Origin of the sequence: Neoluteolibacter marinus (genome assembly GCF_014904755.1) — a bacterium.
Taxonomy (GTDB): domain Bacteria; phylum Verrucomicrobiota; class Verrucomicrobiia; order Verrucomicrobiales; family Akkermansiaceae; genus Haloferula; species Haloferula marina.
In genome coordinates this window covers 139,731-162,185 of the sequence record NZ_JACZFQ010000097.1, presented here as the reverse complement: position 1 = coordinate 162,185, position 22,455 = coordinate 139,731, and the positions used below count along the sequence as shown (strand labels likewise).

Here is a 22,455-nt window from a genome sequence, read left to right as displayed (position 1 = left end):
GGATCGTGCGAGCCCGTCCTTCAAAGCAGCCAAGGTGGAGCTAACCCGGAGGCCACTGCATCTGGCGGCCGGCGAGGATGTGGATGTGGAGGTGGGGAACCGCCTCGCCGCCATCGGGGCCGTTGTTGATCACCAGCCGAAAGCCGTCGCCGGCGATGCCTTGTTCTCGGGCGATCTTTCCCGCCGTGAGCATGAGGTGCCCGAGCAGGGCCTGGTCCCCGAGGCCTCCCTCGGCGATGCGGGGAATCGGCTTGCGGGGAATGAGCAGGAGGTGGACCGGAGCTTGCGGGGAGATGTCCTTGAAGCAGATGCAGTCGGCGTCCTCGTAAACGATGTCGGCCGGGATCTCGCGGTCGCAGATTTTCTCGAACAGGGTCTTTTCCATGAGGGGAGGTGGCTGCCGGCGGCTAGCGCTCGTTGTCGACCCGCAGCCGCAAGGGCCGGTGGAAGGGGCGGTTCTCGCGGTCGAGGTTGCCGAGGAAGCTGCGGATCTCGATCAGGATCTGGTCGCAGCGATGATCCCATTTCTCGCTGCCGCTGAGGGCGAGGGCGGCGTCGCTGAGGCCGGTGAAGCGGATTTCCTCCGCGCCGGATTCGTGGAGATGGGCCAGTTCGTTGCGCAGGCGGCCGAAGAAGGCGAGTTCAAAGCCGTTGCCGGCTTCGTTGGCGAAGCGGACCAGCGACAGGGTCACCGGCGGTGCGAGCGGTTCGAGCTTTTCGGCGATGGATTCGCAGCCGATGCGGACGAGCATGTGGCGCATGCGCTCGAAGAGGTCCTGCAGGGGGAGCAGTTGGAGCGGGCACTTGGTTTCGAGATACTGCTCGATGCCGAGCCGGATCTCGTCGACGAAGGGGAAGTCGTGGCGTTCCGCGGCGGAGGCGGCACGACGCAGCGCCACGCTCAACCAGGAAGTGTCGTAGTGGATCACTTGGTAGCGTCCGACCTGGATGGCCGGCCGGGAGCCGATGAGGGAAATCACGTCAGTTTGGAAAACGAGGTGGGGTGGGTGCAGGCAGGGTTTTGGGTTCGGAACAGCAGCACGGGAAAGGGATCAGTCTTTGAAGAGGCGACGTTGCATGGGATCGCGGGAGGAGCGGCGTTCCAAGGCCTGGATTTCACGGATGAATTCACCGACATCTTCGAACTGCCGGTAGACGGAGACATATCGAACGTAGGCGACGGGATCGATCTGGTGAAGTTTTTCCATCACCTTTCCGCCGATCACCGAGGAGGGCATTTCCGCGACGTGATCCTGGTGGAGTTCGGTGAGGATTTCCTCCACCGCGCGGTCGAGGCGATCCATCGAAACCGGGCGCTTCTCGCAGGCCTTGATCATGCCGCTGATGATTTTCTCGCGGTGAACCGCCTCGCGGGTGCCGTCGCGCTTCACCACCCGCAGCTCGGTGCGTTCGATCTGTTCGTAGGTGGTGTAGCGGTAGGTGCATCCCAGGCATTCGCGACGACGACGGATGGTGGTGCCGTCCTTCGACATGCGGGAGTCGAGAACCTTGTCCTTGAAGGAGCCGCATTGCACACAACGCATGGGGTCGAAAAACGATGGCCGGGAGAGTATTTTCAACCGGTGGCGCAGTCAATTTGAAAACTACGCTACATTTAGTAGGCAGGGGCGAATGATCGGCGGAAATGAAGCGAGTTTTTTGAAGAATCGAGTTCCGCTTCCCGAGGCGCGGACGGCTGCCAAAAAAAAAGTTCCAGCAGGGAGGAAACCCCGCTGGAACCCGATCGAATGGGACGAGGCCGGCACTATCGCCGGCACTTCTCGAGCAGCGCGCCAAGGAACCAGGTGATCTGCTCCATGGCTTCCACCGATTCGCCGCCGGGCAGGCCGACCAGGTGATTGCGGCAGGTGGCGAGCATGTCGACGGCGGTGTCGACCGCGGATTCGATGGCACCTTCGTATTCGGCGATGCCGACGAGGACCGAAAGGTCGAGCGATTGCTGGTCGATGATGCGCTTGTTGAGCTTCGAGCGCTGGCTCTCGCTGGCGCTTTCAAGGAGGTTGAGGATCGGCAGGGTCAGCTTGCCCTTCTCGAGGTCGGTTCGGAGGGTCTTGCCGACATCTTCCTCGCTGCCGACCAGATCGAGGCAGTCGTCATAGATCTGGTAGGCGGTGCCGAGCTTGAGGCCGTAGTCGAACAGCTTTGCCTCGGTTTCGGGATCCGCCCCCGAGATCGCAGCGGCGATGCCGGTCGCGGCGGCAAAGAGCGCGCCGGTCTTCATTTCGATGATCCGGAAGTAGTCGGCCTTGGTCAGCGAAAGGTCCCAACGGCGCTGGGTTTGGACGATTTCACCTTCGCAGACTTCGCGCGAGGCGCGGCCGACCTTGCGGCAGATCGAGATGTCGTCGAACTCGGTGGCGAGGGCCAGGGCGTGGGAAAACAGCGCATCGCCGAGCAGCACCGAGAGGCCGGCACCCCACTTGGCGTTCGCGGTCGGCACCATGCGGCGGGTTACGGCGCCGTCGATGATGTCATCGTGGACGAGCGTCGCCATGTGGATGAGCTCGAGGATGACGCCGATTTTCAGGTGGCCGTCGGTCACGCCGCCCAGCGCTCCGCCGACAAGGATCGACAGGGCGGGGCGAATGCGCTTGCCGGAGGTGTTGCAGACGTAGCTGACGTAGGGTTCCACCGCGGGATCGAAGGCCCGGACCTGATCGCGGATGGAGGCTTCCACCCGTTCCAATTGGGGTCGGACTAGCTCGAAGGGAAACCGGTCGCTGCGGTCTTGTGGGACGGTGGTGGTGCTCATGGTGGAAGCGCTTGTGAAATTTTTCACAAAGTCATGGGGACCGCAACCCCGATGTCGCGGACAGAGCGAAAGATTGCCCCGCCAGCGACGTTGTGCCAACTGAACTCATGCGAACGATCCAATGGACGGTGATGGCCGGCTGCCTGGCAGTCGGGGGTGCAGCCCTGGGCGAGGAAGGATTCGGCATCAAACCGGGGACGCCGGTGATTCCGGGCACCCCGTGGCAGGTTCACGACGGCACCCGGCCGCAGCCGCGGGTCGTCGAGACGGCGGGCGCGGTCAGCGTCAAGGCCCCGGGCGATGCCAAGGTGCTGTTCGACGGCACTTCACTGGACGCCTGGACCACCGACGGCAAACCGGCGACGTGGAAGATCAAGGACGGCAGTCTGGTGGCGTCTCCCGGCACCCTGATTTCCAAGGACAAGTTCGGTCCGGTGCAGGTGCACATCGAATGGCGGGTCCCCGCCGACCGCAAGGTCAACGGCCAGGGTGGCGGCAACAGCGGGATTTTCCTGATGGGGCTCTATGAGGTGCAGATCCTTCAAAGCCACGGCAACAAGACCTACCCGGACGGCACGGCCGGGGCGCTTTATGGCCAGACCCCGCCGTTGGTGAATGCCACCGCGCCGCAGGGCGAGTGGCAGAGCTACGAGATCCTCTTCACGCCGCCGAAGTACGAGGGCGGCAAGGTCGTGGAAGCCGCGACCGCGACGGTGATCGAGAACGGCGTGGTGCTCCACAACGCCCGCAAGTTCCTGGGGCCGACCCAGTTCCGTCAGTTGGCAAGCTATCCCGCCGAGCACCCGGAGACGGGCCCGATCCAGCTCCAGTTCCACGGCGATCCGATCGAGTTCCGCAACATCTGGGTGCGCCCGATCGGGACCTACGACGAGGAGAAGTAATCGTCTGTCTCGAATTTCAAAGGGGGAAGCCGGCGCGTTCCGGCTTCTCCCTTTTTTTTCGTGCCGGGTCAGGAGTAGAGCGGGAGAGGCTGCAGGGGGTGTCCGGGGAGCACCGCGGAAAGGTCGGTCCCCGGCGCCAGACGGGCGAGGACCGGTGCGAGCACGTCCCGGTAGTTGTTGAGAACCGGCAAGTCGCCCGGGCCGGTGAGCTGGGTGTCCAGGTCGGGCCAGTCGACGTGGATTTTGCCTCCGGCCACGCCGCCGCCGAAGAGGAACATTGCTCCGCCCCGGCCGTGGTCAGTACCCGCAGCGCTGTTTTCCGCGACGCGGCGGCCGAACTCGGTCATCACCACCACTTGGGTGCTGGCGAGTTCGGCAGCGCCGAGATCGGTGGCGAAGGCGTGCAGGCCGCGGGCGAGTTGTTGCATGGGGCCGTCCATGATCACCGGAGACGTGATGTGGGAGTCCCAGCCGCCGAGGTCGATCGTTGCGGCCTGCAGGCCGACGCGGCCCTTGATCAGGCGGGCGATCTGGCGCAGTCCCGTGGAAAATGGATCGGCCGGATAGTCCGCGCCGTTGGCGGGGGCGTGGCGGTTTGCGGTGAGGGCCTGGATGCGATCCACGGCCGCAAGGGCGCTGCGACCGGCGGGTCCGAGTTCGCCCGGGGTCGCACGATAGAGGGCAGCGAGACCCTCGAGAAAGGCAGGCGGTGCGGCGGGGCCGAGGCCGAATTCGTCGATCGATTGGATCGCCGCGGCCGACGGTGAACCCCGCAGGCATTCCGGAAGGGTGGCACCGATGGCGACCGCGGTCAGCGGCGATTGGCCGGCATCGGGCCGGGCGCGCAGGAAGCGGCCCAGCCATCCTCCGGCGGCGAGTCCGCCGTGCTCCATGAAGTCCTGGGCCTCGAAGTGGGAGCGCGACTCGTCCTCGGATCCGGCGCAGTGGACCAGCGCCAGGTCGCCGGAGTTCCACCACGGGTGCAGTGGCGCAAGGTGGCGGTTGAGTCCGAAGAAGCCGTCGAGATCGATCGTTTCCCCGCGGCGGATCCCGATGCCGGGACGCGCGGTGTGATAGTGGTCGTCGCCGTGGGGAACGATCATGTTCAAGCCATCGGCGCCGCCGCGCAGAAAGACGACGACGAGGGTGCCGGAGGCGTCCCGTTGATCATTGACGAAGGTGGTGACCTGGCTGTTCACGGGCTCAAAAGGTTTGGAAGGCGGGGCTTGCGAGCAGCATCGCGAGTGGCGCGCCGGACGAGGTGGCGGCTACCATCTCCTCCGGGGTGGGAAGTCGGCCCAGCAAGTGGGCCGCGAACGAGGCCTGGCTGCCAGCGGAGGTGACCAGGCGTTCCTCCGGGAAGCTCGTTCCGGGAATGGCCTGGCCGGCGAGATCGAGGGCGAACTTCCAGCGCCAGAGCAGGGTGGCCATCCACGGCCGCGCTTCCAGCGGGTAGCCGTCGGGCGTGGGGAACTGGAAGGGGGCGTGGCCGAGCCGCAGGAGATGATCTTGCAAGGCCGGACCGCCGTCGGTCCGGGCGGCGGTGGCCCGCAGCGCGGAGACCACGAAGTGGAACGGCCGCTTGATCCGGTTCCCGCGCGAGGCCCAGAACTCCGGGGTTTCGAACAGGGCGCCGAGGGTCGTCCGGAGGTCACCCGCCGACCGGGAGAAGGTGTCGGCGACGACCTTGATGGCGGAGGGAGGTGGAGTGTCGGCGATGAAGCGACGGCATAGCTTTTCCGCGATGAAGCGGGCGGTCGAGGGATGCCGGACCAGCAGGTCGATCACCCGATCCAGGTCACCTTCGCCCAGCCCTGCGGGGATGGTGCTGCCGAGGACTGTTTTCGGACCGTCATCGTGCCGCTCCGGATTGAACTCGACCTTGCCGACGGCGAAGCGGTCCTTGGCGCGTTCGCGCACCGTCCAGCCGCTCAGGCAGCGTGCGACTTCCATCACGTCGCGCTGGGTGTAGCCGCCGTGCACTCCCATGGTGTGGAGTTCCAGCAGTTCGCGGGCATGGTTTTCATTCGGTCCGCCGGAAGCGCTGGCGCGTTGGTTCACTCGGCCGTCGAGGTACCAGAGCATCGACGGGCTGAGAACGGACGCCTTCAACAAGTCGGGGAACTTTCCCAGGGCATGGGCGCGGATGACGTGGCGGTCATCGGCGGGCTTGAGCCAGCGGGAGTCGCCCTTGGACGGGTCGATGTTGAAGTGGTCGCTCCAGAAATCGACCATCACTTCCTTCAGCTGCCGCCGTGACCGGGTGGCGTGGAGAATCTTGTGGCGGGTCAGCTGGTCGAGCAGTTCACGGGAGTCATATTCAAGCAGTTCGCCCAGCGGCCAGGCGTGGAGGGCTTCGAAACGGCGGGCCCGGGCGTCGGTCCAGCGATCGTCGATCGAATCGGCGTCAAGCTGCCGGGCGATGTAGGCGCGTGCGCCGATCCGGGTCACCTCCTGGTGCAGTCCGGGTCGTGGGCCAAAGGTGAGGCGGTTGATGACATGGCTGGCATCGTCGATGTCCCCGGCTTCCGGCGCGCGGAACGGGTCGAACCCGTCGCCGCTGTCCGCCAGCAGGGGCGCGGCCCACTTTGACAAGGCGCTGAATCCACCGACTCCCGCCACCGCTCCTCCGGCGGCTGCGGCTTTCAACAGGCTGCGGCGGGGGATCATTGCGAGGCGGGAAGGCTGGCAGTTCCGGCGGCGGGTTGCTTGCGGCCGAGCCAGGCGAGGGCACTGGCACCGACCCCGCTCGCCACGACCAGTGGAATCACGACCAGTTGGCCGAGCAGAGGCAGCAGGAAGGTCAGCGCAAGGGCGGTCCCGCCGCGCAGGACGCGCCGCCACGGTTGGTTTTCATCGACGGGGGAGGGCATGCCGCAACCGACGCGGCGGGCGAGCCCGGCGGTGCCGAGCAGGCCGGTGATGACCGGAACCGCGGTGATCAGGATGCCGGTCCACTTCAAGGCCGGGGGCGCGATCTTCGCCAGGGTCAGCCCGGCAACGATGGGAACCACGGTGAAGAGCAAACCGACCAGGGTGGTCACCACCGGCCGGCGATACTGCTCCTGGCACCTTTCGACATAGTCCGGGAAGAGCGACGAGGCGACCAGCCAGTGGCTGAGGAAGACGAAGTAGAAGGCGATGGTGAGGAACACCCAGAGAAGGACATTGGCGGTGGTGAGGTAATCCATGGCGGTAGCTCGGTTCATCGGGTTGGGGAGCCACCGGGCCGATGGCGCCGGCACCCCGTTGCCAAGGGTACGGCAAGCGGCGGCATGGAGGTTACATCGGGCTTGTTATGGGAAATCGCCCGAGCTTTGGAATTGCCGCATCTTCGTGGATTCCCGTAGCTTCGCCGGGTTATGAAATCGTTTCGTCCTTGGTTGTCCGTCCTGCCGGCGTCCGCGCTGGTTCTCAGCTCTTGCGGGAAGAAAGAGCAGCAAAGCGCTGCACCGGAGGCCGCCGTCGAGGTCGAGAAAACTCCCATGGTCGCTCCCGGCGACACCCCGGCACCCGAGGTCAAGTCACTCACCGCCGGCGAGCGCGCCGCGATGCTCGGCATTGTTGCCCACCTTTCCAAGGAGACGGAAAGCGTGATGGCCGTTTACGACGGCAAGGAGATCGTCAACCGGCTCAGGACGCTCAAGACCTGGGGCTTCATCCGGGAAGTCGCGCAGGAAGAAGAGGGGATGGATCCCGAGGAGGAGATCGCGGACGACCTTGAAGCCGCCGGCAAGTTCATCGGGCAGGAGATCTTCATGGCGACCGGCAAGGGCACCGGTCCGCAGCTGGCCAACCTGATGAAGCTCAGCCAGCGCAGCAACTACTACCAGATGCGGGTGATGACCGAGGCCTTCGTCGAAGGGGCGAAAGAGGGCGACCTCTCCGGCATGTCGCAGGCGAGCGCCGAGGCGATGATGGGCATGACCAAGGAACTGGGCAAGGAGATGGCCCTGCTCGAAGGGGCCGCCATGCCGCCGGTACTGGTCGGGGTGAAGGCTCTGGACGAAGAGTCGCTCGGGATGGCGAAGGAGAACCTTACCTCGAGCCTGGAATCGCTGCCCCAACTGCTGGGCGAAGCCGTGGAACCGGCCGAGTTCACCCAGGGGGGTGCCGAGTTCAAGGGCTACAAGATCTCGGGTGAATTCCTCGCCTCGCAGATGGAGGAATCCCGCAGCGACATCGAGCAAACGCTCGAGCCGGCCGACGTCGACCGCATGATCGCCGCGATGAAGACGAAGAACCTGGTCCTCGCGGCCGGCACGCTGGGCAACTACGTGATGTTCTACCTCGGCGACAACGCGGAAGCCTGCCCGCTGGTGGAGTCGGTGGACGATTCCCTCGCCGCCAATGATTCAATTTCCTTCGTCGACGGCTACAAGGACGAGAAGGTGGTAGGTTTCCTTTATGGCGAGCAAGGCCTCGTCAAGGCAAGCGTGGCTGGTTCCCTCAAGGACATGGCGCTGGGCATCCGCGACGGTCTCGCGGGATCAGATGGCTTGGGCGATACCCGTGATCTGGCGAGCCTTTTGGAACTGATCGGCGACAAGGAGGAGTCGCTGCTCGCGCTGGCGAGCTCGGAGTCGGTGGGCGGCCTGGTGGTCCTGGATGAAGGCGTGAAGTTCGAGATGTTCGGCGGCACCGACCGCGGCGGGATCGACTTCACCGCCGGTCACCAGCTCGGCGGACTGGGCAAGGGGGAAGATGTGATGTTGTTCGGAAACTGGATCACCACCCCGGAGTACTCGAAGCGGGCCCGCGAGTATGGCGAGGTGATCGTCGAGACCGCCTACGCCATGGCCGAGAAGGTTGCCGGTCTCGAGATCGAGGATGCCGGCGAGTTTGCCGGTTTCCAGCAGGGCTTCGGCATGTTCAACGACAAGTTCCGGGCCGATGCGCTCGGTCTGTGGGACGCGCTGTCCGTTGCCGGTTCCGGGCTCGGGGAGGAGACGGCCTTGGTCGTCGACCTCAAGGGCACGATGCCGCCGATCCCCGGCATGCCCCAGGATCTGGTCGATGGCGGGCGCTTCGTGCGTGCTTCGGTGATTTCGCCGGTGACCGACCGGTCGAAGCTCACCGATTCATGGGGACAGATCGACGGCTCGCTGAAGAACATCTTCAAGACCCTCAGTGAACTGGCCGGCGAGGAGATCCCGATGCAGAAGCCGATCAGCTCCGAGAAGAACGACCTGGTCACCTACTTCTTCTCCTTCCCCTTCTTCAACGACGACTTCCTGCCCTCGGTCACGGTGGGCGACAAGTGGTTCGTGGCTTCCACCTCGAAGCTCCAGTCGCTCGACCTGATCGCCCAGGCGGAAGCGGGTGCCGGCGGCGAGCGCAAGGGCATGTGGATGGAGCTCGATTTCGACGCCCTGCGGAAGTTCGCCGCGGAGTGGACCACCCTGATGGAAACCAAGGGCGGGGATGCCTTCGGCGAAATGCCCCAGTATGCCGAGTTCAAGGAGCAGCTGCCGCGCATCCGCAAGGGACTCGAAGCCTTCGAGGAGTTCGACAGCGTCAGCGTTGCCGAGCGCAAGGAAGGCGGCAAGCTGAGGACCACACTGCATTTCAAGGTCCGCTGATCGTGAAAGGGTGCCGCGCTCCGCGATGCCAAGGCCTCCCGCAAGGGAGGCCTTTTTCGTGTCCGGGTGGCCGACGGGGGGTATGAGCGGATCGAATGGATGACCGCGTTCCGCGGCATCGATATGACGCGTGGTCGCGCTCGCAATCGATTCGCTCCGTGTTGAGATTCCGGCATGAATCTTCCGTCGTCCGTCCGCCTGGTTGACCTCGTTCCCGGTTATCCGGTGCTTGAAGTCGATCATCCGCGCTGTCGTGGTCGCGTGGCCCTGCATGGAGCCCACGTCATGGACTGGCAACCCGCCGGTGAGGATCCGGTGCTCTACTTGAGTCCGGACGCGGTGTTCCGCGAAGGCAAGGCGATCCGCGGCGGGATCCCCGTATGCTGGCCGTGGTTCAATGCGCACCCGTCCGACCCGAAGCAGCCGGCGCACGGGATTGCGCGGTCCCGCTTCTGGCAACTCGATGACACTACGGGGGACAATGACGGGGTCGAACTGCGGTTCTCGCTGGTCGATCTCCCGTGGGCCGCGGCTCTCACGGTCCGGATGGGCAGGACGCTGGAAGTTTCACTGGAATCGACCAATCCCGGTGAACATCCGGTCGCGGTCAGCGGGGCGCTGCATTCCTACCTGCGGGTCGCGGATGTCGGGGAGATCCTCATCGAGGGGCTCGACGGTGTAGAGTATCTCGACACGGTGGGGGAGGCGGCGGTGAAGGGGCAAGCGGGCGACCTGCGGATCGACCGCGAGGTGGACCGGATCTACCGGAGCACGCAGTCTGTTAGAATGATCGACAAGGTGGCGGGGCGCTCGGTCGTGGTGGAGAAGGATGGCAGTCCGTCGACGGTGGTGTGGAACCCCTGGGTCGCGAAGGCCGCCGCGCTGGGAGATCTCCCGGACGATGGATTCCGCCACTTCGTCTGCATCGAAGCCGCGATTGCCAATGACCTGGCCGTCGTGCTCGGGCCGAAAAAAAGCGCCGTCCTGAGGACGACGCTACGGGTCGAAAGGTGAGGAAGTGGCTCGGGACGGGATCGAACCGCCGACACGCGGATTTTCAATCCGCTGCTCTACCAACTGAGCTACCGAGCCTTGGTGCCCCTTGCGGGGTGGGCGGGGATTTAGGGGGGGACCTCCGGTTTTGACAACCGAAAAATTGGAGGAAAATCACCTCGGCCGAAGAAGTGGTCGCGACCTCAGTTTTCCGCCCGCGACAAGCGGTTGAGTCCGCGCTGGATCAGTTGCTCGTCGACCGCGGTGGAGATCGTTTCATCGAGGTAAACGGAGAACTTCTCGTCCTCGAATTCGATGCGGTGCATGCCGTCCTCGGAGGGCGTGTCGAAGGCTTCGATCAGGGTGGCCATGTCCTTGATCTCCTTGCCGTTCACGCGGTTCACGATGAGGTTGCGGAGCGGCTCGTAGCCGACCGTGGCAGGGGTCGGGATGACATTGGCAAGGAAGACCACGCGGCGCGCGCGCGATTCATACTTCTCCGGGTTCTCGTAGACATCGAGGAGCTTGAGCGGTGCCCGGGACTGCCACTCCTTGCCGAAGGACTGGAGCAGCGGGCGGGTGAGTTCCTGGAAGATCAGGCCTCCCTTGACAAGATACGACGGCGCCTGGCCGAAGGTGTAGGCGGGCACGAGCTGGTCGCTTTCCTCGAGGCGGTCCAGCACGGCTTCGACTTCCTGCGGCTGGCCGTCGCGGAGAATGCCGAAGACCGCCTTGTCGCCGCTGGCCTTGGCGCCGCGGACGAGGTGGCTCCAGTAGAGCCGGCCGTAGTGGGGATCGTCGAAGTAGCCGAGGCGGTCGATGGTGTGGCCGTCGATCGACACGATGACGTCGCCCTTCTTCAGTCCGGCCTTTTCGGCGGCGCTGCCGGGGCGGACGCTGGAGATGTAGAGGCCACCGTCGTCCTCCGGGAGCTTCAGCCAGAGGCGGAAGTTCAGGTCCTCGGTGCGGGTGATGGCGATGCCGAGCGAGGGGAAACCGGAGTATTCGCCGTCGGCGGCCTCCTTGACGAAGCGCGAGACGATGTCGGTGGCGGTGACGTCGCTGATCTGGTCCTTGGAGTTGTAGCTGGTCAGGATCCCGGCGAGCTTGTCGCCGCGCATCACGGGCAGCGAGAAGCTGTTGGCCGAGCTTTGCATCGAGGCCTTCACCTCGTAGGTGAGGAAGTACTGCCCGGGCAGGAAGTTGGAGACGACGTCGATGCTCTGGATGTTTCCGGACGTGACCAGCGGGGTGCCGTTGGTCTCGAGCTGGACGATCTCCAGCGCGTCGCCGGGTTTCGGCGGCTCGGCGATTTCCAGCGGCTCGGTGCCCTCGAAGAACTTGGCGTCTTCCTCCGACTGGGGACCTAACAGGGCGAGGTTGGCCTCGTAGTCGACTGCGATCACCTTCGCCGGGGCGAGGCGCTTGCCATCGGAGGATTCGAACTCGATGTAGGTCGCGTCCGCGGCCATCTCCGAGGTGGTCAGGACCAGCTGGTCGCCGACGATCGCGCCGAGGGCCCGGCGCTGGCCGGGGTTGTTCTTTTGCCACGGTTCCGCCGGGTCCCAGGCTTGCTGGGTGGTGCTGATGCGCACCACCGAGTCGAGCAGATCATCGGGACCGATCACTGGTCCGGCGACGGGAACTTCGACGACGACCGGGGGCACGGCGGGAACGGCTTCGTGGCGTTCGCAGCCCGGCAGGAAGGCGAGGGGCAGGAGAAGAAGGGGACGCATGAGGATGTCAGGTGCGAGATTCATCACTCGGTGAGGTTGGAAAGGCGCGGGATGTTGTAGGTCTTGCTGACGCGTTCGTTGGCGGCGGCGACGACGTTGCCGGGGATGACCACCGGGCGCGGGGCACCGAAGAGCTCGATCACGAAAAACTCCGGCAGGGTGTCGGGATTCAGCAATTCATGGGCGTGCTTGAGGCTCTTGACGGTGACGCCGTTGATCTTGTCCACGGCGTGGCCTTCGAAGCCGCCCAGCTGGCTGGTGACCGGGTCGCTCTCGACCCGTGTAAGCACCACGATGTCCTCGCGCTCGGTGAAGATGCCGTTCGGCACGTAGTCCGAATAGAGGCGGCGCACGTTGACATCGTCGAACTTGACGGTGGCAAAGAGGTTGGTGTCGAGCGGCTGGAAAACGAGGCCGGCGAAGACGATGTAGCGCGGGTTCTTTTCGTATTGGATGGCATACATCCGCGCCGGCGGCAGGGTCTTGAGCTCGATGTCGCGGTCGTTCCAGGTGCCGGCGCTCTGCCAGCGCAGGGCGACGGTGTCGCCGGCGAACTTGCGTTCGACGACTTCGTTGAGATCGACTTTTTCACCGTCGAGCAGGATCTGTCCGGCGCTGTCGACGATGTGACCGTCGATGGCGTGGAGCACGTCACCGGGTTTGAGGATGCCGTCGCAGGCGCCGGTGGGGGTGACGTCGGTGACCAGCACGCCATTGCCGTCGTCCGGCAGCTTCAGGGCGTTGCGCATCGCCGGGTTGAAGAGCGGGAAGGTCGAGATGCCGAGATCGACGTAGTGGTCGTAGGTGCCATCCTCGATGTCCTTCAGGAAACGGCGCACCACGGGGGTCGGGATGATGTAGCCGGTATTGTCGGCCTGCATGAGTCCCTGGAATGCCACGCCGACGGCCTTGCCGTCCTGCAGCACGGGGCCGCCGGAGTTGCCCGGGTTGATGGCGGCGTCGATCTGGACGATCAGGTGCTGGTCGGCCCGGGAGTGGGAGTAGGAGGAAAAGTCGATGCGGGAAACGACGCCGCGGGTGACGGACAGGCGCTCGCCGCCGATCGGATAGCCGATCACCCGCACCTGGCTTTCCAAATGAGGAACGTCACCAAATTGCAGGACCGGAAACTTCTCGAAGTCGGTGAAGTCCTCCACCTCGAGCAGGGCGAGGTCGCAGTCGTGGGCGACGAACTTGACGCGGGCGGGGTACTTGCGCGGGCTGCCGTGGATGGTGATCAGCAGGCGGCGCTGGTTGGAGACGACGTGGGCGTTGGTGAGGAAGCGGTTCTTCCCGATCAGGAAGCCGGTGCCGATGCCTCCGCCGAAGCGTCCGCTGTTCCAAGGGGTCTCATAATCGGGCACCTGCACCGCCGCCTCGATCCGGACGACCGAGCGGTAGATGTCCGAGGGGGCCCCGGCGGGAGTCGGGGGGATTTTCGGGGTGGCCGTCTGCGCCAGCGAAGGGCCGGCGATCAGCAAGGCGAGGGTGACGAATGAGCGCGCGAGCATCGGCGCGAGGCTACGAAGGAACGCCGCCTCTGCAAGGGGAATGCCGCGCCGCCCCGATGATGTTCCGCCGGCCGGGCGGCGGCTACTTGCTGACGTTGAAGCGGAACTCGATGACGTCGCCGTCCTTGACGACGTATTCCTTGCCTTCGATCCGCACCTTGCCGGCTTCCTTGGCGGCATTCTTGGAACCGGCGGCGACCAGGTCGTCGTAGTGGACGACCTCGGCGGCGATGAAGCCGCGCTCGAAGTCGGTGTGGATGACACCGGCGGCGGCCGGGGCCTTGTCGCCCTCGTTGATGGTCCAGGCACGGGTTTCCTGAACTCCCGTGGTCAGATAGGTGCGGAGGCCGAGCAGGTGATAGACGGCGCGGATCAACGCCGACACGCCGGAATCGTCGACGCCCATTTCACGGAGCATCTCGGCGGCTTCCTCGGGCTCCAGGTCGATCAGTTCCTCCTCGATCCGGGCGGAAATGACGATCGCCTCGGCGGCGTGGGCGTCGGCCGCGTACTTGCGGACCTTGGCGACCATCGGATGGGAATCCGGGTCTTTCTGGGCGTCGGCCAGTTCGTCTTCGGCGACGTTGCAGGCGAAAATGGTGCGCTTGTCGGAAAGTAGGAAGAAGTCCTTCATCAGCTCGCGCTCGGCGTCGCTGAGCTGGAGGGTCAGCGCCGGATTGCCGTCGTTGAGGTGCGGCATCAGCTTGTCGATCAGCTCGACTTCCGCCTTCGATTCCTTGTCGCCGCCCTTGGCCTTCTTTTCGCGAGAAACCCGGCGTTTCTCCATGGCCGCGATGTCGGCGAGGATCAGTTCGGCGTTGATTACCTCGATGTCACGGATCGGGTCGACCGAGCCGAGTTCGTGGATGATGTCGTCGTTCTCGAAGCAGCGCACGACCTGCACGATGGCGTCGGTCTCGCGGATGTTGGCGAGGAACTTGTTGCCGAGACCGGCGCCTTCCGAGGCACCGGCGACGAGGCCGGCGATGTCGACGAACTCGATGGCGGTCGGCACCAGCTTCTGGGAGCCGGAGATCTTCGAAAGCACGGCCAGCCGGGAATCGGGCACGGTGACGATGCCCACGTTCGGATCGATGGTGCAGAAAGGGTAGTTGGCCGCTTCCGCCTTGCGGGTGCGGGTGACGGCGTTGAAGAGGGTGGACTTACCGACATTGGGGAGTCCGACGATTCCGGCTTTGAGCATGGCGCGGCGAGGGTTAGGCGAGAGCCGGCGGCTTGCCAACGCCGGAATGCGGAACTTGTGCCCGGAGCCAAAGAAAAGCCCGGCCGGACGAGCCGACCGGACTTCCTTGGACTCTGGGGGAAAGGAATCAACGGCGGCGGCCGAGCAGGATCAGAAGCCCGATCGAGCCGAGGAGCGCGGCCGCGGGTTCGGGCACCACGGTAAAGCTCGCGGTTGCCAACGAATTGCCGGAACTTGTCAGGACCGAGGTCGAGCTGCCGTCCCAATCGTTGTAGGTGTAGGCGAGCGAGACGCTCAGCGAGTAGGTTCCGTTTGAAAGCCCGTCGAGCAGGTTGACCGGGCCGTTGCCGGTGTTGTTCCAGAAGTGGTTGTTACCCGAAGCGCCGGCGTGGCCGAGGATCTGGTCATTGGCGGAGAGGCCGACGCTGAGAAAGAGCGTCGCCGAATTGCTGTCGGTGATCCAGTTGTCGCTGCCCGGCCCGGCATTGTAGGCATAGTTTTCGACGAACCAGTTGGTCAGCTCCAGGGTATCCGACAGCGGGTTGAAACTCCCGAAATCGTAGCCGTCGAGGGTCGGGTTGGCGGTGCCTCCCGGTGTGGGGGAAAGGTAGACCACGGAGGAGTTCACCAGGAACTGCCCGGTGGATTCGACCACGCCGACGGCGGCGAAGGCCGGGGCTGCCGAGGCGAGAAAGAAGGCCAGAAGGGTTTGGGGTTTCATCACTGCAGACTCCGGATGTCCACCCGCTGGCAGGGGTTTAGACAAATTCCGGATCCGCGGGATTTTTTCCCGGCCGCCGCCGTGCGGCGGTCACTCCACCTTCGGGGGCAACAGGTCGCCATTCATGGCCCCGGTATCATCGGGCAATTGCGGCTCCTCGAAATCGACCGGTCCGCTGAAGATCCAGAAGCGGTTGCGGCGGGTCTTCTCAAAGGCGAGCGCTTGCTCCTGGCCGGACGGGAGGTCCTTCAGGTCTTCCGCCCGGACCTCGACAATCGGCACGCGGGCGGGCATCAGCTTGGCGAACGATGCCTTGGACGCTTCGGAGACCTTGGTGAAGCCGCCGGTCGTCGCTTGCTTGATCTGGCTCATTTGTCCGCAAGAGGCGAGAGTCAGGGCGGCGGCGACGCAGCAGAGGGGTTTCATGAAAATCGGGGGTGTTGTTTGTTAGGGGGAAACGCCGGAACCGCTAGCACGGGGAAGCTCCGCTGTCCAAATCGAATCCTGTCGTGGTCCTCGATCCTTGATTCCACGGTCCTTGCAGGCGGGATTTACCGAGGGGGCGATATTTCGGGAAAGCTTATAAACCAGCGTGTCCCGGCGATTCGTTTCACTCGCCGCGCGGGGTCAGCACGAGGAAATTGCGCACCGGTTTGTTCCAGAACGGCCGGTCGTGGCGGGGGCCTCCGGCGAGGGTTCCGGCAATCCAGATTTCCGACGAGCGCCCACCGTCGAGGTTCAGGGCGCTGCGGAGGGGGATGCCGCCGATGTTGGTGCCGGCGAGGGCTTTGGCGAGTTCCTCAAGCGAGCAGGCCCCGGTGGTGGCCATGATCCAGCCGTGGCGCCCGTCGCTGGCCAGGAAGGTCCGGGCGCTGGAACTGCGGGTGCTGAGGCCGCTCACCGGCCGGCCGTTTTCGACCAGGAAGGGTCCCGTCTGGAGCGCTTCGCGACCGCCCCGGAATTGCTCACGCCGCACGAGGTCGAGACCCCTGCCGTCGTCCACGTACCAACCGCCGCCCAGCGAGGAGGCGCGGTTGACAGTGCCGGTTTTCCGTCCGGCGGCGACCAGTTGGCCGAGCGGCTGGCCCTCGGGGGTGAAGAATCCGCCGTTGACCGCGGCGAGCCCGCCCATGGCCTGACCGGCAGCCCGGGCATCCGGCCATTGGCTGTCAGGGCCACCGGCTTGGTCCGCGACCCTCAGGTGGTGACTCCTCGCATCAAAGACAACGGCTTTCACCGGGATCCCGGAAACGCTGGTCTCGACAAGGCGGGGCGAAATCAAAGGCCCGGCATCGGGCTTGGCGACCGGCTTGCTTGCTTGGGGTGGAGCGGAGGGGGACTCCTGTTGAACCGGCGACGGGGCCGGGGTGACGGCCGCCGCCGGCGGTTCGACCGGTGAACAGGCTGCAAGCGCGAGCGTGGCGAACAGGAAATGGGGCCGCATGCGCCAAGCAAAGCGGCCCCATCGCGGCCCGGCAACTTTCATTGCCGGGCGATTCGCGCGCCCGGGGACAGGAACCCAGAACCGGTCCCCGGGCGGCGATTTCCATTACCCATCTTGGAAAATCAGGGGGCCACGGGCTCCGGGCCCTCGACGACCCGCACGAAGCGGCGCGGTCCATCCGCGGGAACCGTCGGGACGGCCTCACCCGCGGTGAAGGTGCTGCCTTCAACAGTCGCGAAGTCGTCGAGCGAGATGCCGGTCTCGAGGTGATACTGCTGGCCCGGCGACATGCCGGAGATCGTCAGGGTGACTTGACCGCCGACGATCGACACCCCGGCGACCGCGAAGGGCTCGACGGGAGCGGCACCCGGTTCGATCACGTTGGCCGGGCCGCCGGTGTGGCTGGCCGCGACGTCGGTGGACGAAAGGGCGCCCTTCCAGACCCGCATTTCGTTGATCGAGCCTTTCCAGTCCGCGTCTCCGAAGAAGACCGCAGCGCCGAGGTAGTTGTTGTCGGTGATCCCGATCTGGTGCACGGCTCCGGTCATCGGGCCCGAATCGACCAGCGCGCCGTCGATGTAGAGCAGGATCTGGCCGACACCGGCGTCAAAGACGACGGCCGAGTGGTGTTCCTGACCCACCGAAAGTTCGGGCGGACCGCCGTCGGCGCGGGTGGTTCCCTGGAAGCCCGGGGCCTTCGCGCTGGACGACGGGGCGGCCGCGGGATCGCCGGAGTAGGGCGTGAAGTCCATCCACACGGAGTTCGCCTCGGAGTCCTGCATGCAGCCGAACATCCACAGCTTGCGCCAGGTCTCGCCGGCTTCGGCGATGGTGAACCAGGTCTCGATCGTCACGCTGTTGGAGGTGGCGAGGGTTTCGCCGATCGGGATCTCGGCGTAGTCGCTCCGCACCGCGGTGCCCGGAAGCGTAAGGCTGCCGGAGCCGATCGACGCGGTCCCGTTCAACACGACATCGGCGGCGCCGACGCTGTCCGTGGCATCGTCGAAGCTCCAGCGGTGGGCGAGGGCGGTTGGTCCGTCGTCGACGGTGCCGGTGACCTCAACGCTCACCGGGATCTCCGGAAGGAAGTTGTCGAACTCGTTGGTTTGGAGGGAAACGATTGCGGCCTTGGCCCCGGCGCCGAGGCCCGTGGGGTCGAAGGTCACCGGCACTGCGCCGACTTCACCCGCCGGGATGACGATCGCACCGCTGCCAACGAAGTCGTGGTCGACCGCAAAGCGCTGGTGGTAGTGGGGAGCTGCCGCGGTTGCGAGGATGACGCCGTCATAGATTTCCAGCGCCGCGGTGCTGTTGTTGGTGACCGTGATCTCGTAGGCCTGCTCGCCCTCGGTGTTGGCCACTGTACTGAAGTTCGCGGTGTAAACGGCATCGGGCTCCGAGACATTCACGGTCAGGTGGATGGTCTGGTCGGGATCGAGGTTGTCGTTGCTGTGGATGAGGACATCGACATTGAAGTTCCCGCTGAAGAACTCCGGGTCGAAGTTCACCTGGAGGATTCCTGACTCTCCGGCAGGAATGTTTTCGGGGTAGCTGGCAGGCGCGGAGAAGTAGTCGGCATCGACCCCGGAGAGTTCGATGCTGCTGATGGTCAACGGCAAGCTGTCGCCGACGTTGTGGACGGGGATCTCAACCACGATGGCCCCTCCCGGCGACGAGGTCGATGTGTTCGAAACGGACAGGGCGGGATCGTTGGCGGGAACGGAATCAGCGCCCGCGCTGTGGTAGGCCATGACCTTGCCGGGGCTCAACGCGCCGTCCCAGATTCGCATCTCGTTGACGGAACCGTTGAAGTTCGCGTCGTTGTAGAAAACGGGGGCTCCGATGAAGTTGTCGACGGTATTTCCAAGGTCGGAGATCTGGCCCGTCCAGGTCGTGCTGTCGGCCAAGGTGCCGTCGAGATAGAGGGAAATGGTGTCCTTGTCGGCATCGAAGACCACGGTCGCGTGATACTCGGTGGCGGTTGCCAGGGCGGCGGGATTCGGATCGTTGCGGGTGTTGGACTCGGCGTTGGTGCCGGCGGCCTTGAAACCCGCGGACGGGGGATTTCCGCCGGTGCCCGCGCGCGGGGTGAGGTCGATGTAGGGCGAGGCATTCGACGAGCCTAGTGTGGTGCCGAACATCCATACCTTGCTCCAGTCTTGCTGGGCGTTCATCGTGAACCAGGTATCGACGGTCATGCTGGAAAGCCCGGCGATGGTGCTGCCGATCGGAACCGTGGCGTGATTGGTGCGGGTCCCTCCGCCGGGCAGCGTGAGCGAGCCGGTGCCGGACAGGGAGGCGGTGCCAACCAGGACGGCATCCGCGGATCCGGCGCTGTCCGCCAGGGTGTCGAAGCTCCAGCGGTGGGCGAGATCCTGGCCGTGAAGAGGGGCCAGCAGCGCACCGGCAAGCAGCGAGGCGGGCCATTTCGCGCCGGCGCTGCGGTGGATACGGGTGGGGGGTGCCATTGGGTTGTGTGGGTTCTGGTTCATGGGACGTGTCTTCAATTTTTTTCGGATGGGTTCCGTCGGGCACGGTGCTCCAGGGGTTCACTGGGAGACGCTTGGGTTCCGCGATGCCGGTGGACGGGCATCCCGAGGGTTCGTTTCGCAGTGCGCAGCCCGTCCGGCGAAACCGCCAAAAAAATGTCGGGCGACAGGATTTCGCGGTGGAAAGTCAGTTTGGCCCTGGCGGGAAAACGACCGCTTCCAGCGGGTATCGGCGGGTTCCTTGACGCGGAAAATCCTTCCCGGTAGCGTGCAGGCCGGTTTTCGCTCCGGCGTTTCGATGGAAGATCCCGCGACCAGCCTGATGTTCAGCTCGGAGCAGCTTCTGCCGAAGATGTATGAGGAGCTCCGCCGGTTGGCCTCGCAGCTTTTGACCCGGGAGTGGGGGCCGAGCCCGACCTTGCAGCCCACCGCCCTGGTCCACGAGGCGTGGATGCGCGTGGGCATCGACGGCGACGGGGCGTGGCGCAGCGACGGTCACTTTTTCGGCGCGGCCTCACAGGCGATGCGCCGCATTCTGGTGGATCGTGCCCGGTCGAAGCTGGCGGCAAAGCGCACGCCTCCCGCGACGGCCGGATGGTCGGAGGAAAACTGGCGAGAGAACGACGATCACATCCTGATGATCCACGAGTGTCTGCGCGTCCTTGAACGAAAGTGCCCGGAAGCCGCGCGGATCGTGCTCCTGAAGTTCTACGGGGGACTTAGTACCGCGGAGATCGCACGCATCGAGAACATGGCGGTGCGCAGCGTCGAGCGGCAGTGGATGTATGCGAAGGCGAGGCTTTACCAGCTGATCGCCGAGCACACGGGGAGCAAGCCCGGGCAAGGATCATGAACCGGGACGAAAGCGTCGAGTTCGAGTCCGCCATTTATCAGGCGGCGCTCTCGATCGAGGAAACGGAAGCCCGGCGGCGCTTTCTCGACCGGATCTATGCGCCGGATGATCCCGCCAAGGCGGAGATGTGGGACTTGATCGAATCGACCCGCACGGCCAGCCGGTATTTCTCCGAGGCCAGCGACCAGAAGGTCCGCCTGGTGAAGGAGTTTGCGAGGGAACAAACAGAATCGGTAGCCGACCTGCCGTGGGATCCTTCCGTCGAGACCGGAGCCGGAATGCGGCTCGGAGGCTATCGTTTGATCCGGCGGATCGGGGAGGGGGGGAGCGGGATCATCTACGAGGCCGAGCAAGACCGCCCGGTGCGCCGTCGGGTGGCGGTGAAGGTGCTCCGCCACGGCCTGGATTCCCGGGAGATCATCGCCCGCTTCGAGGCGGAGCGGCAGGCGCTGGCGATGATGGATCACCCGGGCATCGCCAAGATCCTGGATGCCAGCGCACCGGCTGACCGGAACCCGTATTTCGTGATGGAACTCGTGAATGGTGAGCGCATCACCGATCACTGCGATCATCAGCGGCTCGACATTCCGGCGCGGATCGAGCTCTTCATCCAAGTTTGCCACGCCATCCAGCATGCGCACCAGAAGGGGATCATCCACCGCGACATCAAGCCGTCCAACATCCTCGTCGTGCATCGCGAGGACGGCAGCCATTTTCCGAAGATCATCGACTTCGGCATCGCCAAGGCGACCGACGCCCGGCCGCTGTCCAGCGAGACGGTTTTCACGTCGCACGACCAGTTTTTCGGCACGCCCCAGTATGCGAGTCCGGAGCAGCTCGACCCGTCGAGCCTCGACATCGACACCCGCAGCGACGTCTACAGCCTCGGGGTGCTGCTCTACGAGTTGCTGACCTCGATGCCGCCGGCCGCGCCGGCGGATCGCGGTGCCGCCGGGATCTCGCGCTTTCACGAGGCGATCCTGGAAAGCGACACGGTGCGTCCCTCCGAACGGTTGCGGAGCGGGGAGCAGGACGACCTGCCGGGCATTGCCGCCCGGAGGCGGACCGAGCCGGCGTCGTTGATCGCTGCGATCCGGGGCGACCTGGACTGGATCGTGTTGAAGGCGATGGAGAAGGCGCGGGCCCGCCGCTACCAGACGGTCAACAGCCTGGCGATGGATCTGGAACGCTATCTCCACGATCAGCCGGTGCTCGCTCGGCCGCCGGGACGCATATATCTGGCGGGGAAGTTCGTCCGCCGGAACAAGCTGGCCGTGGCCTTGTCGGCGGTCATCATGCTGCTTCTTTTGACCGCTCTGGCGGTGACCACCGTCTTGTATCGGGACGCCCAGCGTTCGCGCGACCTGCAGGTCCGGCTCCGGACCGAGGCGGAGGATGCGCGGGCGGACGAGGAGCGGCTCCGCCTGGAAGCGGACGCGCGGGCGAGCATGGCGCGGGTTGCTTTCCTTCTCCATCAGGACCGCATCGACGAGGCGGATGCGCTTTACCGCGAACACCCGCCATCGACGATCGGCCCGTCGATCGAAGCCGCCGCCTCGTTCCGGTCGTTGGCCAACTGGCACGCCAGGGCCGGCCGGATGAAGGACGCCTTGCCCTGCTACCGGCTCCTGATCCAGGCCAACCGCTTCGAGGACCCTGCCAAGATCATGCAGGGGCTCGACTTGATCGCGATCGGTGCGGTGCTGGCCGAGCTGGCCCCCGACGAATACCGGGCCTATCGCTCGGAAGTGATCGACACCTACCTCCCGGTGGAGCGTCCGGTCGAGGCGGAGCGACTTCTCAAGTTCTGCCTGCTTGCGCCGATTTCAGCCGGGGAACACCAGCGGCTGGAAGGGGTAGCGGGGCTCATCGGGCAAATCTCCGACGAAACGCCGGCCTATTGGATCGCGCTGAGCACCAGCCTCGATCACCTCCGTCGGGGCGATTTTGACGAAGCGCTGGCGGTCGCAAGCCACGGTCTGGAAGATGAAATGATCAAGCGGTCCTGCGAGGCATCGCTGCGGGCGGTGGCAGCGATGGCCGCACGGGGTCGGGGCGACGTGCAAGCGGCGGCGGAGAATCTTGCGTTGGCACGCAGGATGATCGTCGACGCCGGCGGGCGGGATTTCGAAGCGGGGCACGAAGTGCCTGCCTACTGGTTCGATTGGTCGGTGGCCAAGGTCCTGGCCCGCGAGGCCGGGATGCCGGAGGTCCTGGCAAAGCCGTGAGCCGGCGACGGCTTGCGGC

The 22,455-nt window shown here is 65.1% G+C and carries 19 protein-coding genes and 1 tRNA gene; 5 read left to right on the top strand and 15 right to left on the bottom strand.

Annotated features, from left to right (window positions below; all coding sequences use genetic code 11):
• Nucleotides 1-40: 40 nt before the first annotated feature.
• The 4 genes from IG178_RS19240 to IG178_RS19225 all read right to left on the bottom strand — a co-directional run bounded on the left by IG178_RS19240 (nt 41) and on the right by IG178_RS19225 (nt 2,773).
• Nucleotides 41-385, bottom strand: a complete 345-nt coding sequence (locus tag IG178_RS19240; protein WP_193214209.1) for a histidine triad nucleotide-binding protein — start codon at nt 383-385, stop codon at nt 41-43.
• 22 nt (nt 386-407) lie between these two features.
• Nucleotides 408-980, bottom strand: a complete 573-nt coding sequence (locus IG178_RS19235) for a hypothetical protein (RefSeq protein WP_193214208.1) — start codon at nt 978-980, stop codon at nt 408-410.
• A 72-nt stretch (nt 981-1,052) separates the two neighbouring features.
• Nucleotides 1,053-1,544, bottom strand: a complete 492-nt coding sequence (gene nrdR / locus IG178_RS19230) for a transcriptional regulator NrdR (protein WP_193214207.1) — start codon at nt 1,542-1,544, stop codon at nt 1,053-1,055.
• A gap of 221 nt (nt 1,545-1,765) precedes the next feature.
• Nucleotides 1,766-2,773: a polyprenyl synthetase family protein gene (locus tag IG178_RS19225; protein ID WP_193214206.1), complete on the bottom strand. Its 1,008-nt coding sequence runs from the start codon at nt 2,771-2,773 to the stop codon at nt 1,766-1,768.
• Nucleotides 2,774-2,880: 107 nt separating this feature from the next.
• On the opposite strand from IG178_RS19225, the gene IG178_RS19220 reads away from it, so the two are divergent.
• Nucleotides 2,881-3,675 carry a 3-keto-disaccharide hydrolase gene (locus IG178_RS19220; RefSeq protein WP_193214205.1) on the top strand — a complete coding sequence of 265 codons (795 nt, stop codon included), beginning with the start codon at nt 2,881-2,883 and terminating at the stop codon, nt 3,673-3,675.
• A 68-nt stretch (nt 3,676-3,743) separates the two neighbouring features.
• On the opposite strand, the gene IG178_RS19215 is transcribed toward IG178_RS19220, so the two are convergent.
• From IG178_RS19215 to IG178_RS19205, 3 genes are read right to left on the bottom strand one after another with little or no spacing between them, the layout of a single operon-like run.
• The gene (locus IG178_RS19215) at nt 3,744-4,874 is read right to left on the bottom strand and encodes a DUF1501 domain-containing protein (protein WP_193214204.1); all 1,131 of its coding nucleotides are present in this window, start codon (nt 4,872-4,874) and stop codon (nt 3,744-3,746) included.
• Between the two features lie 4 nt (nt 4,875-4,878).
• A complete protein-coding gene (locus tag IG178_RS19210) occupies nt 4,879-6,345 on the bottom strand; it encodes a DUF1800 domain-containing protein (protein WP_193214203.1) in 1,467 nt (488 codons plus the stop codon).
• Entirely contained in the window at nt 6,342-6,866 is a 525-nt protein-coding gene (locus tag IG178_RS19205; RefSeq protein WP_193214202.1) for a hypothetical protein, read from the bottom strand. Before IG178_RS19205 ends, IG178_RS19210 begins: the two co-directional genes overlap by 4 nt.
• A 171-nt stretch (nt 6,867-7,037) precedes the next feature.
• Between IG178_RS19205 and IG178_RS19200 the strand changes: the two genes are divergently transcribed.
• Together IG178_RS19200 and IG178_RS19195 are read left to right on the top strand one after the other, a co-directional pair.
• Complete coding sequence (locus tag IG178_RS19200; RefSeq protein WP_193214201.1) at nt 7,038-9,257, top strand: hypothetical protein; 2,220 nt, start codon at nt 7,038-7,040, stop codon at nt 9,255-9,257.
• Between the two features lie 174 nt (nt 9,258-9,431).
• Entirely contained in the window at nt 9,432-10,271 is an 840-nt protein-coding gene (locus IG178_RS19195; protein WP_193214200.1) for a D-hexose-6-phosphate mutarotase, read from the top strand.
• Between the two features lie 5 nt (nt 10,272-10,276).
• Here IG178_RS19195 and IG178_RS19190 read toward each other — a convergent pair.
• The 8 genes from IG178_RS19190 to IG178_RS19155 all read right to left on the bottom strand — a co-directional run bounded on the left by IG178_RS19190 (nt 10,277) and on the right by IG178_RS19155 (nt 19,334).
• Nucleotides 10,277-10,349, bottom strand: a tRNA-Phe gene (locus IG178_RS19190).
• 104 nt (nt 10,350-10,453) lie between these two features.
• The gene (locus tag IG178_RS19185; protein ID WP_193214199.1) at nt 10,454-11,986 is read right to left on the bottom strand and encodes a S1C family serine protease; all 1,533 of its coding nucleotides are present in this window, start codon (nt 11,984-11,986) and stop codon (nt 10,454-10,456) included.
• 23 nt (nt 11,987-12,009) lie between these two features.
• On the bottom strand, nt 12,010-13,497 hold the full coding sequence (locus IG178_RS19180) for a S1C family serine protease (protein WP_193214198.1): 1,488 nt from the start codon (nt 13,495-13,497) through the stop codon (nt 12,010-12,012).
• Between the two features lie 82 nt (nt 13,498-13,579).
• A complete protein-coding gene (gene ychF, locus IG178_RS19175) occupies nt 13,580-14,701 on the bottom strand; it encodes a redox-regulated ATPase YchF (protein WP_193214197.1) in 1,122 nt (373 codons plus the stop codon).
• Nucleotides 14,702-14,828: 127 nt separating this feature from the next.
• Nucleotides 14,829-15,422 carry a hypothetical protein gene (locus tag IG178_RS19170; protein WP_193214196.1) on the bottom strand — a complete coding sequence of 198 codons (594 nt, stop codon included), beginning with the start codon at nt 15,420-15,422 and terminating at the stop codon, nt 14,829-14,831.
• 90 nt (nt 15,423-15,512) lie between these two features.
• Nucleotides 15,513-15,848, bottom strand: a complete 336-nt coding sequence (locus IG178_RS19165) for a hypothetical protein (RefSeq protein ID WP_193214195.1) — start codon at nt 15,846-15,848, stop codon at nt 15,513-15,515.
• A gap of 184 nt (nt 15,849-16,032) precedes the next feature.
• Complete coding sequence (locus tag IG178_RS19160; protein WP_193214194.1) at nt 16,033-16,866, bottom strand: phosphodiester glycosidase family protein; 834 nt, start codon at nt 16,864-16,866, stop codon at nt 16,033-16,035.
• 122 nt (nt 16,867-16,988) lie between these two features.
• The gene (locus tag IG178_RS19155; RefSeq protein WP_193214193.1) at nt 16,989-19,334 is read right to left on the bottom strand and encodes a LamG-like jellyroll fold domain-containing protein; all 2,346 of its coding nucleotides are present in this window, start codon (nt 19,332-19,334) and stop codon (nt 16,989-16,991) included.
• A gap of 289 nt (nt 19,335-19,623) precedes the next feature.
• Here IG178_RS19155 and IG178_RS19150 point away from each other — a divergent pair, with 289 nt between their 5' ends.
• Together IG178_RS19150 and IG178_RS19145 are read left to right on the top strand one after the other, a co-directional pair.
• On the top strand, nt 19,624-20,208 hold the full coding sequence (locus IG178_RS19150) for an ECF-type sigma factor (protein WP_343226020.1): 585 nt from the start codon (nt 19,624-19,626) through the stop codon (nt 20,206-20,208).
• A complete protein-coding gene (locus IG178_RS19145; RefSeq protein ID WP_193214191.1) occupies nt 20,205-22,436 on the top strand; it encodes a serine/threonine protein kinase in 2,232 nt (743 codons plus the stop codon). Before IG178_RS19150 ends, IG178_RS19145 begins: the two co-directional genes overlap by 4 nt.
• Nucleotides 22,437-22,455 lie beyond the last annotated feature (19 nt).